Genomic DNA, 17,069 nt, shown 5'->3' with positions numbered 1-17,069 from the left:
AACGTCTTAATTAAAATTATTGTACTTTGTGATAAATGTGTGGGTTAGTCATTAAAGGTCCACCACCTTCTACTGGCGTAATTGTTGGCTGTTTCTTTCCTTGCTCATCACTTGATTCCGCTGAAACTTCAACATCTTTTGGAGATTTTCCATAAACAGTAGCTCTATTTTCAACTTTCTCAGCGTCTGTATCCGCATCTGTTATATCATAAGTTGCTGTACCTATCCAAATTTCATCCGTATCTAATAAACCATTACCATTTTTATCACCTGTATAATTATATACAGTACCGACAGGTAATTTCGTATCCACTAAGCGAATATCTTTTAAAGGAACATCACCAATATTGGTAATTGTAAAAGTATAGTTGATAACTCCATTACCATAATCACCATCAATTGTATCATCTACTTTTCCTGTTTTAACTAAATCAATAGCAGCTGGTTTTTGTACATCTGGAGTTACTTCATCCTCATTATTAGTTGGATCTGGATCAGGTTCGTCTGATGTTATCTTAACTTTATTCGTGTAATCACCAGTTGGTAACACCTTAGCTTTAATTTTTAAAGTAGCTACTTCATGAATCGCTTCTATTGTTTCAAACGCCCACAAACCGGTTATTGGATCATAATCAGCATCTTTTTTTGATGAAACAGCACTAATAAATTCATATCCGCTTGGTAAGATATCTTCTATTTTAACATTATGTCCTTTGTAAGGACCAACATTAGTAGCTGTTAATGTAAACTCAACAATATCACCTACATTAGGTGTCATATTATCAACAGTTTTTTTAATATTTAAATCTGCACCAGTTGTTCCTTGTATTTTTTGAATGATTACTCCTGAGTCGTATGAAGTATCTCCTGCATCCGCAATTGCAATTTTAAAATTATATGTTTCACCACCTTGCAGTCCTGTTAAGTCATAAGTAATTAACTTCGTTAATCCGTTATATTCAATATACACTGGCTTTTTTAAGTTATTATTCGGATTATATACCTCATTATTATATACTTTATCATAATACACAGGGTTATTATAATTATCATATCCATACTGTTCACTATGAGTACTAGTTATATGACCATTGTTTATATAGTGTTGTGAATTTCGTAAATCTATACCATCCATCGGTTGACCTGATGAACCAATAAAACCACCATTAATAGTATTAACACTGATAGTATTTTGGTTATATGGATTACGAGCCATATTTACTGTACCTTCAATTCCTGGACCCGAAACAAAGAATCCAAAAGCATCATTATACTGTGATCCTACATAGTTAGGATATTCTTCTGAACCAAATTGAAATGCTACACGCAAAGCAGAAGTATGCTTTTCCAATTTCACTTCAAATGTTAAAACAACAGCATCTTTAATTGCTAACTTATAAATCTCCATTAAATCATCATCTTCGTAATCTTTCGCACCTGCTGTTTGTGAGATTCTTAGGTTATTATTTCGAGAATTTATATCAGAAATAGCATTACCTGTGGAAAACAAAACTCCTTTATCCATTCCTAAATTAGCTTTTTCCCCACCACTAAAAATAACAACCTGAGATCCTTTTTTATTATTTTTAGTATAACCTATTTCACCTGCCTTTAAAACAGGATTAGATAAAGTTAATCCCCCACCATTCAAAGAGTCTAATATTGCTTTCACAGTTGGAAAACTATTAGTAATCACAGCTGGCTTAAGCTGATCCTGAGCATTAATATAACCATAACTAAATAAAGTTATAAATATGCTTAATAGATATACAATCTTCTTTCTTATATTATTTATCATTCTCAACCTTATTTAAAACATTTAAATTTAATTGTTCAAGCAATAATTCGTTTAATAAAAACTTCTCATAAAGATCTTTTCTACCTTTTCGAAAAAAATAATCACCAACTTTATTCAAATAATCATAACGTAATGTCCAAATCGTGCGACCTTCTTTTAAATCATTTTCTAATAAATAAAAATTCTTATAGACCAAAATCTCTTCTAATTTCTCTAATCCTGTATCCTCCAATTTCAAGTAATCTTTAATTAGTTTCAACTCTTTTGCAGATTGCTCTTTTACTTGAGCTTCTACTTTAGGATCAACTTGTGCATTCGCTACTCCACTTAACCCAAATAGCACAGTTAATGTTAGCAGCACTTTTTTAAATAATTTTCTTTTCATATTTTAAACTATTTTTTTGTTGTTTTCAATCTGGTTAACACCTTTATAGGTACACCCGAATTAACAATGCAAAACTGCTGATAATTAACGTTATACAAGTTGCGTTTTCTTAGTACGTCATACCTCCCAATTATTTGAAACGATACAATTGCATTGTAACAGAGTACTAAGACTCAACCTTTTAGTAGTTATTCTACTTTATATTCTAAAAAACAAATACAGCGCTTCTCAGCCAACATCTCTAACTATTTTTTATAGAAAAAAGGAGTTTAAAAATCTTCTAATAAAACTAAAATTATACCCTAAACTACTAAGTCAAATAAACAGTGAAAAAATAAATTTTAAGTGGAAGAAAAAATAGATCTAAATGATAAAAACAACTATAAAAAGGATAGAAATCGCTTATAAAAGGTTTCATCAACTCTTAGAAATACGTCAAAAACGCGAATTAGAAGAAAATGTGCACACAAATTGCACGAAAAAATAGCTAACTTGTTTATAATAAGTCAAGAAGGGACTAATACGTTAGCGAGAATAAAATAAAAACTTACAAAAAAACAGATATACACTTAATATAAATAACTGTTATCCCATAAAAAAACAGAATTCACTTAACAAGATGGAATAACATACAAAAAAAGTGTACCTTTCTATGAAGAAATAGTCCACAACCTAATTAATACTGGTCATTACACAGAGTCAAAAAAACAACTAAACACCTGATTTTCAATATACAAAACACACCTCATTAGTGATTTAGTCGCAAATACAGCGTAATTAAGTCGTAATTACCTCACCTAAAGGTCTTTTTCGCGAACTAATTCCGACTTATTTCCGAGTTAATTACGAGTTAAATACCTTTAAAAGTCTAACAACATTAGTCTTCTCACGATATGATCTACCATAACACCAGTAAAAAACAGATTAGAAACTATCCGACGTAGTAAGTACTTCCCAGCGTATGAAGTCCTCAACCACTAAAACACATTGATTTAAAACAACTTACCTAAAACAAGCTCAGTATAAAGCAAAAAAAAATCACAGGCATTGGCTAAATGCTGTGATTTTTTACGTTGTTGTTGGAGTTCTTGGCTATAGAACTCGGTAATCTGTTGTTATTTGTTGTTCAATCGTAATTGCTCATCTATATATTCAGAAGGAGACATTCCTTCGAATTTTTTAAATGCTCTGAAAAAAGAAGTACGCGAATTAAATCCACTTACCTCTCCTAATTCAGTAACAGTAATATCATATTTTTTTTCTTTTAAAACTTTTTTAGCAAATTCTACGCGTAATTTATTAATATGCGCATTAAAATGAGAATTATACTGTAAAGCAAAAAACTGAGATAGATGGTGTTTAGATATTTTAGTCATTTTCTCTAAACGTTCTAAAGAACATCCAGAATCTAAATAGAACTTATCACCAATAATCACTTTTTCAACTAAAGCTTTATAATCTTCTAAATGTTCACCATTCACTTTAGACTTTTCATATTTTTGAACTACCTCTACTTCAGGTGTAAGTTCTGCACTTTTAATTTCAACAACTACAGCTGCATCATTCTCAACAATCTTCGAATTTTTCAATCGCTGAACATAGTATTGAAAAATAGTCAGTGCATAACAGAACATTCCTATATAAATAATATTCTGATCATTATTTGGAATTGCATTATAAGAAACCAAACCAACGAAAATCATTGCCATAAAGATAAGAATCCAAACAATTCTCAAAATCAGCAATCTTGAATGATTTTCTAATGTTACTTTTCCAACTTTTATATAGCAAAACAAAGCGTAGCCCATAAATTGAATAGCCTGTGCAACATATAATACTAAGTAATAATAAACTAAATAAGGAACACTTAATTTATCTATCATAAATACAGATTGAACATAAATTAAGAAGAATACAATACCTGGAATAAAATGCAAAATAGCATTTGAAAAACCAATTAATGATTCACTATCTTTTCCTTTAGTTAATGCATTTAAACTGATATACAAAAAAGGTCCGTAAAACAAGCTTAATGGCAACCCTAAATAAATGAATACATACTCACTATAAAAAAAACGAGTCAGAATAATTATAGTACAATGTATTATAAATAATATCAAAAAAGCATTAGCCAATTTTCTTGAAATTGGTCTTAAAACTAAGCTACTATTTATAAAATAAGAAATTGACGACAATACAATTGTCACTGATAAAATAATAATATATAAATATGACTCCTCCATTTTAAACCGCTCACAATACTATGCAACCTGGCTTCTAAAAACAGAAGGTGTTTGCCCTACGTACATTTTAAAATATTTATTGAATGTTGATTTAGAACAGAAACCACATTCATCCACTACAGCATCAATAGTAATGTTTTTATCCCTCATCAGTAACGACTTAGCATACTCTATTCTATACTTAGCTAAAAGCTGGTAAAAGCTCGAATTTAAGTTCTGATTAATTACCTCAGATACTTCTTGCTTTGTCAAACTAACTTCTTTAGCTAACTGTTCTAATGAAAAAGATGTTTCTAAAAAACCTGAATTATTATTAAAGAAATTTAATATCTTTTTCTCCTTTAATTCTAAATCAGAAACCTTATCACTCATACTACTTGCAATAGTATCGTTTAATAAAGTACCCATATCTTGAACTAATTCTTGACTTGAAAAGCTTAGATAACTAACCAAAGAAAATAGACTCAAGAAAAAGACTAATCCTCTATAAACAAACTCTCTTTTAACTGCAAAGTTAATCTCTGATAACTCCATCACAGTTAAAAAGCAAAGCACAAAAACACTTATAAATAAATAGAAGCTAAATACTCCTATAAAATTTATAATTTGATTTGAAAAATTATGTACTCTTTTCGCTAAAAGATTTGTATAAATTGTGCAAGAATAAAACATTAAATAAGGAAGATTAACTATTTCAAAATAATAGTTCTCTTCACTAAATGGTACACCCATTACAAGTATTGTAACGATATAATGTGCCACTAACTCTTTCCATAATTTACTGTTCTCAATACTCTCGTATTTTGTATAAAAGTAAAATAGGGGAATTGTTAACAATACAAAGGCAATAGAAATTCCAAAAATAGCAAAAACCAACTGCATAGCAGAAGCAATGAAAACAAGACTAACTAATTTTAAGAAGTTAGTTTTCTTAATTAAAAGGCTATTTATTGTATTTAAAACTGTCATATCTATTTGTGAAATTATAGCTTGCTCTACAATTAAAAGTCGCCACAAAAATACAACAGAGCACACCTGAGTAATGCTATGTATTGCTTAATTAAGTGGGGACTTATAAACTAGAATATTCGCATATTCTAATTATTTTAAAAAGCTCTGCAAAATTATTACTTATTTCTAATTCTAAAAGTGTTTTTAACATATCAACGTTAGATTTGCGAAAAACATATGTAAATAAAAAAAACACATAACAATAAACAAACTAAAAGCTGTTTTACACTAAATATTATTTACTAAATAGTATATAATAAACATATTTATAAGTCAAAATAGACGATTTTAACATCAATCACTTCGTAAATTGTCACAAACTATTCTTTTTAACCAAAACAATCCTTTAAAAAAGCACATGATAAATATCATTTTTTAAATATTTAAACTGCTTTATTTAGGGAAATTCTACGTTTTATTGCTATCAACCATTTAGTATCCTGCTTTTCCGTCGTATTATAGACAATGCTAATCACGAAAAGTCACATTTATTAAGGAAAACTACACTAAACTACTACATTTTGTGAAGACTATACTATAAACATTCTTTTATTTTAATACCAAAAACTACTAATCATAACACAACAAATAGAATAATATTAATAATTAACATAATAAATATATTATTACACAATAATCATAAAGTTTAAAATTTTCATTTCACTTTATACTAACATAAATTACACTCTTCTCACCTATGTTAAATGTGCCTTATTTAGACATCTTTTTACTTTTATCTTATTGAAATACAACAATAAAGAAGTAAAACAACTAATTACTTATTTTAAACCTGTACTTTCCCTTGCTTGTGGACTAAAAACAAAAAATCCCAAACAACTTGCTTGGGATTTTTACAATCTGATTTCTTTTATACTGCTAACTGGTAATATTTACTGACAAAAGCATTCCAAAACAATTGGGCCTTTTTATCTAATTCTATATGACCATTGCCAAATACATCAAAATCATTTGATGTTGTCTCTCCTTCCTTATAAAAGTAATAATAGACAAACATCTCCTTTTTCCACACATTTTTTGACCTTAATCCAAAAAATGACTTAATCTGTTCATTGCGCTCATCTATAGTAAAGCGAATAGTGATATTCTCCTTTTGAAAATAGAAATCTAAAGAAGTATCAAAAATCTCTTCTTTAACATCCTTACGCTGTACTCTTGGGAATACTTTTAAATTTACATCGTCATTTAACCAACCTTCTACTTTTATTGGATGCCCTCCTGTTATATAATCAACAATCTTATTCAAATGCACTACATTTCCAAATGTATCTTCTAAGGGGTAATTCGTTATTGAGTCTATTTCTTGGCGATTAAACACCCACAAACGATTTAATGCTTCTCTTTCTTCTTTTGGTAAACTATACTCTGCCGGAATATCCTCAATTGTCCCTTTATAACGCTCATTGTCTTTATAATTTAACCTCATCAAATCAAAGTACTTAGCAGCTTTTTCAAAATCTTCTAATCCGTGATAAGCCCACGCTAAACTAAACCAGTAATTAATATTAGCTACTTCTTCATTTAATTCTACGTACTTCGACTTGCTAAAAAAGGCCTCGGTCATATCGATTGAGCTATGGTAGTCTTTTAATTCGTAACGCAAGTAAGTAAATAGGTCTGCTGCCATATAAATCACCTCAGCAACTACGTCTTCATCTTCTATTTCTTTTAACTCAAAATCAACGCGAATTGCCTTGAAATACGCTTTAGCTTCTTCAAACTTACCTGCATTTAAATAGTTTTTTAAAATCCTACCTTTTATCGCCATATAAGTAGCACTATAGACATCGTAATAAGTTAGCAACTCATTAGCAAAATACGCTACCTCATCATACTCTTTCATTAGCTCAGCTAACCGCAACCCACTTTCCATATTTTCCCAAAAAGGAGCTATTTCATATCCTTTTCTATGCAATTGTAACGCTTCAACACAATCAGCAATTGCATAGTTTCCATCTGTTAACTGAACAATATTTTTACAAACTATCCCTAAATTATTACACATTAAAGCATAGCCGTGTTTATTGTTGTTCACTTTATTTCCAACACCGGTTTCAAAATAAGCATCTGCAAGTTGAATGGCATACTTTCCAATATTACGCGCATTGTGATAGTAAACTAATGCCTTTTCAATATCGCCATTATCGCGATACTCACCTCCTTTTTCAAGGAAGAGTGTCATCAAATTATAGGCGAAAAACCCTTCACAATCTAATTCATAACCATATTCTTGTACATCAATTCCTAAGCGCTCTCCTAATTCGTAAAAAACAAAATATAGCGGCCCTTCTATCTTCTTATTTAGGTCAAAGTATTGGTGTAAATACTCAAAAGCTCGTTTGGTATTCTTTTCTACATTCATATAATACTTTGCTTTCATTTGTAAAGCAAAAGCATTGTCCGGGTTTTCTTTTAACCCTTTTTCAATTAATGAAGCGTACTTTATGCCCACCTCACGTACATTCTTGTATCCACATTCTTCAGGGTAGTCAATAGCAATCGCATACATCAAATACAGCAATCCCCATTCCTCATCTATTTTTCCTGCCTGATAATCTACTTCCAAAGCTTTTCCAAATACACCACAATACGCATTACTGTGAAAATTATAAAAGGAATTCATATAAATAAAAGCATCTCCATAGTTTCCTCTTTCAAGAGATAGATTACCTCCTTGAAAACCTGTGTAATAATGATCGGGAGTGTGTTCAAAACTCATCCTATAAAAGGCTTCTGCTGTACTAAAGTCTTCTAACTCTCTGTAGAGAAATGCAATTTTATAGTAGGTATTTCCAAATTCTTTATCTTGTAAACTATAATTGTCTTTTAGCTTTGAAATCTCAATCAGTTTGTCGTGCAAAACTTCAATTGCTTTTTCTTTAAGCTCTAACTTATGCTCATACGACCACGCTATTAAGTCGTAAGCAGATAAAACAGCTTCTTTATCATTTGGCAGGTTGTCAATAATTTCTTGTGCTGTAGAAAGTATAACAGATACATCATCATAGTATGGTCCATTGTGAATACTGATTTTCCAAAACAAAGCCTCTACATTTAATGGATCTTCTCTCAACAATTCTTTAACAATAGATAATATCTGTTCTGACAAACTTTGATTTTGTGCATAGAAAATCCCTTTCTCATCTTCATTAGCCTCCAATAATTTGTCACCTACTATCAATTGATCATAAAGATCCTTTATTTCTACTAATCTTATCTCTTTTTGTGCCATACCTATTGTTTCTGCTATTTTTTAATAAAACCATAAATATACTACAATTACCACGTAATTTCTCAATCGCCTTAGCGCAACTTCCTATAAATGAAACTTTTTCAATGCCTTAAATTCTCCTTATTACTTTCTTCGTTAATCTCACTACAACTATTCTCAGCAATAATAAGGTATACTCTTTTCTTTGTAAACAACCTACTTGTGATAAGTGTTTTATATCAGAAAAAGATCAACTCTTTATCAGAATTCCTTTAATACTCATCCACCTCTTCACCGACACTTCTCCGACAAAAAGGCCTATTTCCTAAGGAATGTCGGACTTATGTCGGACATATGTCGGACAAATCTCCTTTTTGACTTTAGTAAAATCTAAACCTATATATAGCTCAATCTCTTATCATTACTGACTTCAAGACCACTAATACGTCATATAAACCCTCTTCAAAAACTCGTCTATTACACCTAAAAAACAAGGAAAAACGTACTTTTAAACATCTTTTTTAATCAAAAAAGAGTGAAAAAATGTGCTTTTACCTCAAAAAACCACCTGTTTTTATTTTAAAATACCTCATCTTATCTCTTCATAACCTCTTTTGCTATTAACAAATCTTTGTCATTTATTCCTTTGAACTATTAATAGAAACATATATGTTTGCGTAATATGAAAAAAATCAATTCACATAGTATTAAATCTCAAGGTCAAAGGTTCTTTGCCCTATTTAGTCTTTTGTGGGTTATTTTATCTTCGTGTACTGTTCAAGCTACTATTTCTGCTCTTAGCACAAATGACTTAACTTCTATTGAACAAAGCACTAAACCCAATAAACCAAAGCACAGTAACAAAGTTGTTTTTAGCCCAGAGAATTGTCAGAATCAATTCACTGCTGATAGCGATGTTGTAATACAAAAAGCAGGTATAGATATTAGCAACCCTTATGTTGCCTTGGTTATCTCTACTTTTGTATTCTTCTTTTTTGGCTTTGCGTTTTTAAAAGACTTCACTGTTCACCCTCTGTATAGTAGCAATACGCTGCTTAGAGGAAACTTACCTCTCTTTATACAACATCAGAATTTTAGAATTTGATTTAAAAGCAACGATTTAGCTACGCAATATTCACACTATTGGGTAGGCATTACTATGCTTAAATTTTTCAAATTAATCAAGGCTATCAAGCTTTTACAGCCTTTTCAAAATCTTCCTGATGATGAAAAAACACCTTTTTACAACCGCTGTTGTAGGAGTGATTACTCTTACTGCTCAATGGGGGTACGCCCAAAATACGCCTCAATTTTCACTGGCTGATTTGTGGGAAAAAACCGAACAAAATTATGTAGGACTACAAGCTAAAATTGCCAATGTAGATGCTGCACAACACCATTATAAATCTTCTAAAACGGAAGCTTTGCCGCAACTTCGCATTCAAGCACAAAACTCTTATGGTTCGTTTGAAGGTAGTAATGGTGCTTTCTTTCCGCAACCTGGATTTTTTAACGTAAGTGGTAATCCTGATGCGTTTGACGGAGCAGATAATACAATGAACTCCTTTGGTTCTGCTGTTGTGGAATGGGAAATATTTGCTTTTGGCAAACAAAAACAAGCTACCAAAGCAACGAAGGCTTCTTTAAATAAGTCTATTGCTGATAAAGAGGCTTATGCTATTCAACTTAAAAAGGAATTGACTACGCGCTATATCCGTACTTTATACAATGAGGCTAACTTAGATTGGACACAGAAAAATACCAATCGTCTTAATGAAGTACAACGAATTACTGCCAGTTTAACTGCAGCGGGAATGAAACCACAAGCTGATAGTTTATTGGCTCATTCTTCTTATTTACAGGCGTTGAGCCAGCAAGATTTATGGCAAGGAAATAAGGAAAGTTCGCTTATACACTTAGCTGAACTAACGGGGGAAGAGAGCGGAATCAATACAATTGAAACAGAGCGTTTTCTATCTTTTTCTACAACTGATCAGCAACCTGATACAGCAATTGAACACAATCACCCTTTCTTACAATCACTGGAGCATCAATCAAAATCATTAATGCATTCCAGCAAATCTATCGCTCGCAGTGGATTGCCGTCCTTCAAGGTATTAGGAGGATATGCTGTTAGAGGGTCAGGAATAGACAAGTCTGGTTATGTATCTGATCGTTGGAAAGATGGTTTCTCAAATAGTGTCAATAATTATCTGGTTGGTGTTGGACTAACGTGGAACTTTACAACTCTTTTTACGAATAAGCAAAAGCAAGAAAACTTTGCTAAAATGGCTAAGAGTGTTGATTTTCAAAAGGAACAATACAGCCAACAAATGCAAGCGCAATTGGCGTCGAGCATCGCTAAAATCAATGAGCAACAAAAGCAATTGCAAAAGACAAAACAGGCTATTGAGCAAGCGCATCAGGCTTACACAATGTATTTAGCTCGCTATAAAAGTGGTTTAATTGCTTTGAGTGAATTATTGCAAATTCAATCGCTATTGCAACAAGCTGAGAAAACGCATATAGAAGCATCTCAACAGTACTGGTTGCAATTGGTAGCACAAGCGACATTGACCACTGATTTCCAATTTCTTTTCAACAATCTTTAATTCAACTTACTATGAATCTTATTCGATTTGCATTGAGGAAACCGATTGCGATTATGATTATCGTACTGGCAATGGGCTTTTTATCAGTTAATGCAATTAAAAAAATAAACGTAGATATATTCCCTGAAATAGAATTGCCTTCTATTTACATTGCTATGCCGTATGGTGGACTATCGCCTGCTTATATGGATGGTTTTATGGCTAATGAGTTTCAAAAGGTATTACTTTTCGTAGGGGGAGTTCAAAATATTGACTTTAAAAGTGTACAAGGATTAACGTTGATGAAACTTTCGTTTTATCCTGGTACAGATATGGCACAAGCAGCGGGAGAAGTTTCGACCCAAGTGTCGCGTGCAATGGGATTTTTACCTCCTGGTGCAGTACCGCCTATGGTAGTGCGTTTTGATGGTAGTTCGCTACCAGTAGGACAATTAGTTTTTGAGAGTTCTCAGCGTTCTATCACAGAACTACAAACAATGGTACAAACGCGTATTAGACCAATGTTTGTGCAAATTCCTGGGGTTACTGCTCCTGCTCCTTTTGGTGGAAACGTGCGTTCGATTGTAATTAGCTTAGACCAACAAGCAATGCAGGCAAATGGCCTAAACCCAGAAGAAGTAACACTTGCTATTACACAGAATAGCCACCCTTCTCCTGCTGGTAATATTCGCATTGGAGAAGAAAACTTAATGGCGCCGATAAACTCAATTGCCAAAAATCAAGAGACTTTCTTAAACACACCAATTAAGAATAAAGACGGTAGAACAATCTATATCAAGGATGTTGCTAATGTACAAGATGCGGCTGACCAAACAACGGGGTATGCTTTAATTAACGGCTCTCGTTCTGTTTACTTGCCTATTATCAAAAAGGCAGATGCCTCTACTATTGACGTAGTAAACAACTTGAAAGAGTCGCTGCCAATGCTTAAAAACACCCTTCCGGAAGACGTGAGTATTCGCTATGAATTTGACCAATCGAAATACATTGAGCGTTCATTGACAAACTTAATTCACGAAGGTATTTTAGGTGCTTTGTTTACAGGACTGATGATTTTCCTTTTCTTAGGAGATCCTCGTGGAGCGTTAATCGTAATCCTAACCATTCCTGTTGCTATTTTGTCGGCGGTTGCTACCCTATACTTCTTTGGTCAGACCATTAACATTATGACTTTAAGTGGTCTTGCCTTGTCAATTGGTATCCTCGTCGATGAAGCCACCGTAACCATTGAGAATATTCACCAACATATGGAAATGGGCAAGCGAAAGCCTAAGGCTATTTTAGATGCCTTGTTAGAAATATCTATTCCTAAATTACTGATTTTACTGTGTATTCTTGCTGTATTAACGCCTGCATTTATTATGGCGGGAATCCCAAGAGATATGTTTATGCCACTGTCTATGGCAGTAGCTTTTGCAATGGTCTTCTCCTTCTTAGCTTCTCAAACTTTTGTGCCTATTTTGGCAAACTGGTTGATGAAAAACAAGTTGAAGCAAGTTTACAAATCTAAGACTAAAAGACAACGCAAGTTTTTTGAGAAGTTTAGACTGCGTTACTCGCAAGTGGTGCGTGTTTCACATAAACGTTCAAGAGTATTATTTATAGGGTATGTTGCGATTGCTATTGGGGCTATAGCTCTGTTATTGCCTGTAATTGGAATGGACATTATGCCAACGTCTAACAGTGGAGATTTCCAAATTAGAATTGAAGCACCACAAGGAAGCCGCTTAGAAAAAACAGAGGGAATTGTCAAGGATATCATTGGTGATATCAAGTCTATTCTACCTGAAAACGGGTTGTCTATTACCTCAGCTTATGTAGGTATGCAACCATCAGGTACGCCAATTAACCCTATTTTCTTGTTTACAAATGCCTCTCACGAAGCCGTATTACAAGTAGCCGTTGACCAAAGCATATACACTGGTTCTATGGTTGAACTCAAAGAAAAGATACGTCTTTTAGTTGCTGCAAACAGACCTGATGTACAAATCAACTTTGAACCGATGGAATTGGTTGAAAAGATTATGGGACAAGGTGCTATGACGCCGATTGAAGTAAAAGTAGGTTCTCGCCAAATAAAAGTGGCAGAGGGACACGCTAAGAAAATTGAAGCAGAGTTAAAACAAATTCCTTATTTAAGAGATATACGCATTGCAGAACCGCTTGCTTATCCTTCTTTACAAATTGAAGTCGATAGGGATTTATTGGGACAATTTGGTTTGACGATGAGAGACGTTACTAAAAGTTTAGCTACAGCAACCTCATCGACGCGTTTCACTGACAAAAACTTATGGGTTGACCCTAATTCGGGATTGGTATTCCAGGTGCAAGTTCAGATTCCAGAAGGAGATATGAATAGTGAACAAACACTCCGTGCTATGCCTTTGAAAAAAGGAAGCCTACGCCCTACTTTAGACGATGTAGCAACAATTACTCGCGTTCCTGAAGCGGCACAGGTAAACCGCAAAGGTCCAAACCGCTATGTAACCATAATAGCTAATATCCATCAAAAAGACTTAGGTTCGGCTTCTAAAGCTGTGAAAAAGGCCATTGCTAATGTAGGAGAAGCACCAAGAGGTACAATAGTATGGACAGAGGGTACGCTTAATTTGTTAGACGAAACATTGGGTAACTTATTAATCGGTTTAGGAGTAGCGGTAATCACAATTTACTTGATGTTATCTGCCTTCTATCAATCGTTCCGCCTACCGTTGGTTATTTTATCTGTTTTACCAGCTGTAATCACAGGTAGTTTAATTGTTCTATTCTTAAGTGGTAGTACGCTAAACTTACAGTCGTATATGGGAATTATTATGTCGATTGGAGTTTCTGTTTCCAATGCTGTTCTCTTGATTAACCAAGCAGAACACTATCGAAAAGAAGTACGCCTACGCCCTGTTAATGCAGCAAGATTAGCGGCTTCATCTCGTTTGCGTCCGATTTTAATGACAGCAGCGGCAATGATTGCAGGTATGTTACCAATGTCGTTAGGACTTGGAGATGGTGGAGAACAAGTAGCTCCATTAGGACAAGCGGTAATCGGAGGATTAATTGCTTCAACAATCACAATACTGTTGTTGCTACCTCATTTCTTTACCTCTATGATGGCGAAGTCAAGCATCGTTGGTCCTTCATTAGACCCTGATGATAAAGACAGCAAATTTTACGAAGTAGAAACTAATTAACAATGACTCATAAATTTCAATATAGTATGAAAACTTTTTCATTTTCATTCCCTGTGAAAGCAGTGCTTGCATTCTCAGTTTTACTAACAGCTTGCTCGTCTAAAGAAGAACAGCAAACTACTACACCAACAACAGAAACGGCTAAAGTAGCCATTACTACTTCGCCTATTCAACATATTAATCCTTCTTATACGATTTCAGTTCCCGGTGAAATGAAACCGTATGAACAGGTAGCCTTGTACTCAAAGGTTTCTGGGTTTATAAAAACGCTTTACGTTGACCGTGGAGATCAAGTAAAAAAAGGGCAATTATTAGCGCTATTAGAAGCTCCTGAAGTAAACCAACGCCATTTATCAGACAAGTCGGCCGAACAAAAAGTACACACAGATTACCTACTTGCAAAGCAGGTATATGAGCGTTTAGTTGATGCTTCTAAAACCAATGGGGCGGTTGCCTTAATCGAATTAGAACGCGCAAAAAGTAATATGAATAGTGCTAAAGCAGCTTACGAATCTGCTAAGGCAAGTACCGCTCAAGCGTACCAGCAACAAGATTATTTACGCATTACAGCTCCGTTTGACGGAATTATTACGGATAGATATTTGTCAACAGGATCTTTAGTTGGAAACAATGGAGCTCAACCTGTATTTGCAATGGCACAAAATGGAAAATTGCGCTTAACAGTCTCTATTCCCGAAAAACACGCAGCGGCTGTTCCAGATGAAATGACAGCGACTTTTACAGTAAGTGGCGCTCCAGGAGAAAAGTTTGACACACAATTATCGCGTACCTCAGGTTTGTTAAACAACCAAGACCGTTCATTGACGTTAGAGTTTGATATTGACAATAAAGACAAACGCTTCAAAGGAGGAGACTACGCGCAAGTACAGTTAAACTTACAACGCCATAACCCTACCTATTGGGTAAACAATAAAAGCATTTTGCGTTCACAAGCAGGTACTTTTGTTTTAACTTTAGATAAAGAGCAAAACTTAAAGAGAATACCCGTAAAAATGGGTGCTCAATTAGATACAATAACAGAAGTATTTGGACAGTTAGCCCTTGACGATTTAATTATCAATAAACCTTCTGAAGAAATGAAAGAAGGTAAAATAGCAATGTAAAATATAAAACAACAAAATATGAAACCTATTTTTAAATCAGTAAAGAAAGCTATTGCCTTGGGAGTTATTGCCTTGATGAGTACACACTCATTTACATCTTATGCTGCAACAACAGCAGAGGGCAATCCTCCAACGATTAACAGTTCTAAAGTAGATGCTGTATTCTTAGATGGCAATGGTAAAAAAGTATCCCTAAGTTCATTACAAGGAAAAGTTGTCTTTGTAAACTTTTGGGCAACGTGGTGTCCTCCTTGTATCAAAGAAATGCCATCTATTCAGGCTTTAAAAGATAAGTTTGCTAAAAAAGACGTTGTCTTTCTAATGGTAGATGTGGACTCACAATATGCTAAATCAAAAGCCTTTATGGATAAGAAAAGATATACATTACCAGTGTATATTCCTGGAGGTAATATCTCAGAACACTATTTAGGAACTTCAGTTCCAACAACTATAATCTTTGACAAGAAAGGGAATTTAGTACAACGCATTGTAGGAGGTGTTGATTACGATTCGCCAGAAGTTGAGAAGTTTATGAATCAAGTGTTAGCTTTATAAAACGTTCCTAAAATAAAAAAGACGAGTTGTATATACTCGTCTTTTTTTTATTCATATCTACGAAGTTTATTCAACTCCTGTTCTTGTTCTAAAAACTCTTGAGGGATAACCTTTAAGAAAGAAGGATGTTGCTCAATAGCCATCTCTACTTTCTCTACAATCATATCAATTGTATCGTTTTCATAATCTATTTCCAAAGGCTCCTTAATGACCATAGACTGAAGAATTCCCTTTTTCTTTAAGTACAATCCTTTTTTATCAAACGATCTTCTGAAACCGTCAATTACAATTGGTACAACCACTGGTTTGTAGTTCTTGATAATATGCGCAGTTCCCTTTCTAATTGGCTTAAACGACTTAGTAGTTCCTTGCGGAAAAGTAATTACCCAACCATCTTCTAAAGCTGTGTGGATATTCTCTACTTGATCCTGATTAACCTCTTTTTTCTCTGCTAATTCTACACCTTTACTTCTCCAAGTTCTATCTACTGTTATAGCCCCCACATAAGACAAAATACGGGGTAAAATACCCGATTTCATTGTTTCTGCTGCTGCTACATAGTACACATTTAACTTAGGATTCCAGATGTACATAATGTTTTTAATCGAATCATCACGACCTTTTAAACTTGCATTAAACACGTGAAACATTGCCACTACGTCTGCAAAATATGTCTGGTGATTTGATATAAACAAAACATTTCTATCTGGTAAATTACGCAATACTTCAGATCCTTCTATCTTTAAATCATTGAAACCTCTGAAGCGTTGATGCGTTGCAAAACCAAATACTCTAATAATCCATTTCTTTAAGAACAATATATGTCCAAATGGATTTCTTTTAAACAATCCCATATTCAACACTCATTAAAGCGAACTGCAAATTTACAACTTTTGGAATAGACTAACCTAAAATACTTATAATTAG

At 33.5% G+C, this 17,069-nt stretch carries 11 protein-coding genes; 5 read left to right on the top strand and 6 right to left on the bottom strand.

The features are described from left to right. Nucleotides 1–16: 16 nt before the first annotated feature. The 5 genes from BLT46_RS05850 to BLT46_RS05830 form a co-directional block, all read right to left on the bottom strand. The gene (locus BLT46_RS05850) at nt 17–1,798 is read right to left on the bottom strand and encodes a DUF11 domain-containing protein (protein ID WP_090407636.1); all 1,782 of its coding nucleotides are present in this window, start codon (nt 1,796–1,798) and stop codon (nt 17–19) included. Then, nucleotides 1,788–2,183: a hypothetical protein gene (locus BLT46_RS05845; RefSeq protein WP_090407634.1), complete on the bottom strand. Its 396-nt coding sequence runs from the start codon at nt 2,181–2,183 to the stop codon at nt 1,788–1,790. Before BLT46_RS05845 ends, BLT46_RS05850 begins: the two co-directional genes overlap by 11 nt. Before the next feature lie 1,115 nt (nt 2,184–3,298). Next, nucleotides 3,299–4,426, bottom strand: a complete 1,128-nt coding sequence (locus BLT46_RS05840) for a helix-turn-helix domain-containing protein (RefSeq protein ID WP_090407630.1) — start codon at nt 4,424–4,426, stop codon at nt 3,299–3,301. Nucleotides 4,427–4,444: 18 nt separating this feature from the next. Further along, nucleotides 4,445–5,395, bottom strand: coding sequence for an AraC family transcriptional regulator (locus BLT46_RS05835; protein WP_090407628.1), 951 nt, complete (start codon nt 5,393–5,395; stop codon nt 4,445–4,447). A gap of 910 nt (nt 5,396–6,305) precedes the next feature. Continuing rightward, the gene (locus tag BLT46_RS05830; RefSeq protein ID WP_090407625.1) at nt 6,306–8,687 is read right to left on the bottom strand and encodes a hypothetical protein; all 2,382 of its coding nucleotides are present in this window, start codon (nt 8,685–8,687) and stop codon (nt 6,306–6,308) included. Between the two features lie 661 nt (nt 8,688–9,348). Here BLT46_RS05830 and BLT46_RS05825 point away from each other — a divergent pair. The 5 genes from BLT46_RS05825 (at nt 9,349) to BLT46_RS05805 (ending at nt 16,142) form a co-directional block, all read left to right on the top strand. Then, entirely contained in the window at nt 9,349–9,771 is a 423-nt protein-coding gene (locus BLT46_RS05825) for a hypothetical protein (protein WP_090407622.1), read from the top strand. Nucleotides 9,772–9,889: 118 nt separating this feature from the next. Further along, nucleotides 9,890–11,278 carry a TolC family protein gene (locus BLT46_RS05820; protein WP_090407619.1) on the top strand — a complete coding sequence of 463 codons (1,389 nt, stop codon included), beginning with the start codon at nt 9,890–9,892 and terminating at the stop codon, nt 11,276–11,278. 11 nt (nt 11,279–11,289) lie between these two features. Continuing rightward, nucleotides 11,290–14,463, top strand: coding sequence for an efflux RND transporter permease subunit (locus BLT46_RS05815; RefSeq protein ID WP_090407616.1), 3,174 nt, complete (start codon nt 11,290–11,292; stop codon nt 14,461–14,463). Between the two features lie 26 nt (nt 14,464–14,489). Further along, on the top strand, nt 14,490–15,587 hold the full coding sequence (locus BLT46_RS05810; RefSeq protein ID WP_090407688.1) for an efflux RND transporter periplasmic adaptor subunit: 1,098 nt from the start codon (nt 14,490–14,492) through the stop codon (nt 15,585–15,587). 18 nt (nt 15,588–15,605) lie between these two features. Continuing rightward, nucleotides 15,606–16,142 carry a TlpA family protein disulfide reductase gene (locus BLT46_RS05805; protein ID WP_090407614.1) on the top strand — a complete coding sequence of 179 codons (537 nt, stop codon included), beginning with the start codon at nt 15,606–15,608 and terminating at the stop codon, nt 16,140–16,142. A 47-nt stretch (nt 16,143–16,189) separates the two neighbouring features. Here the strand turns inward: BLT46_RS05805 and BLT46_RS05800 are convergent, their stop codons facing one another. Further along, nucleotides 16,190–16,996: a lysophospholipid acyltransferase family protein gene (locus BLT46_RS05800; RefSeq protein WP_090407611.1), complete on the bottom strand. Its 807-nt coding sequence runs from the start codon at nt 16,994–16,996 to the stop codon at nt 16,190–16,192. Nucleotides 16,997–17,069 lie beyond the last annotated feature (73 nt).

The sequence above is a fragment of the Myroides phaeus genome, assembly GCF_900099675.1.
In the GTDB taxonomy this organism is placed as follows: domain Bacteria; phylum Bacteroidota; class Bacteroidia; order Flavobacteriales; family Flavobacteriaceae; genus Flavobacterium; species Flavobacterium phaeum.
Note: the sequence above shows the minus strand (reverse complement) of the source record. Positions and strands in the feature narration are given on the sequence as shown.

Bases quoted from the DNA above. Each gene is read 5' to 3' on its own strand.
- BLT46_RS05850 (WP_090407636.1), bottom strand. From the start codon at position 1,798: ATGATAAATAATATAAGAAAGAAGATTGTATATCTATTAAGCATATTT.
- BLT46_RS05845 (WP_090407634.1), bottom strand. From the start codon at position 2,183: ATGAAAAGAAAATTATTTAAAAAAGTGCTGCTAACATTAACTGTGCTA.
- BLT46_RS05840 (WP_090407630.1), bottom strand. From the start codon at position 4,426: ATGGAGGAGTCATATTTATATATTATTATTTTATCAGTGACAATTGTA.
- BLT46_RS05835 (WP_090407628.1), bottom strand. From the start codon at position 5,395: ATGACAGTTTTAAATACAATAAATAGCCTTTTAATTAAGAAAACTAAC.
- BLT46_RS05830 (WP_090407625.1), bottom strand. From the start codon at position 8,687: ATGGCACAAAAAGAGATAAGATTAGTAGAAATAAAGGATCTTTATGAT.
- BLT46_RS05825 (WP_090407622.1), top strand. From the start codon at position 9,349: ATGAAAAAAATCAATTCACATAGTATTAAATCTCAAGGTCAAAGGTTC.
- BLT46_RS05820 (WP_090407619.1), top strand. From the start codon at position 9,890: ATGATGAAAAAACACCTTTTTACAACCGCTGTTGTAGGAGTGATTACT.
- BLT46_RS05815 (WP_090407616.1), top strand. From the start codon at position 11,290: ATGAATCTTATTCGATTTGCATTGAGGAAACCGATTGCGATTATGATT.
- BLT46_RS05810 (WP_090407688.1), top strand. From the start codon at position 14,490: ATGAAAACTTTTTCATTTTCATTCCCTGTGAAAGCAGTGCTTGCATTC.
- BLT46_RS05805 (WP_090407614.1), top strand. From the start codon at position 15,606: ATGAAACCTATTTTTAAATCAGTAAAGAAAGCTATTGCCTTGGGAGTT.
- BLT46_RS05800 (WP_090407611.1), bottom strand. From the start codon at position 16,996: ATGGGATTGTTTAAAAGAAATCCATTTGGACATATATTGTTCTTAAAG.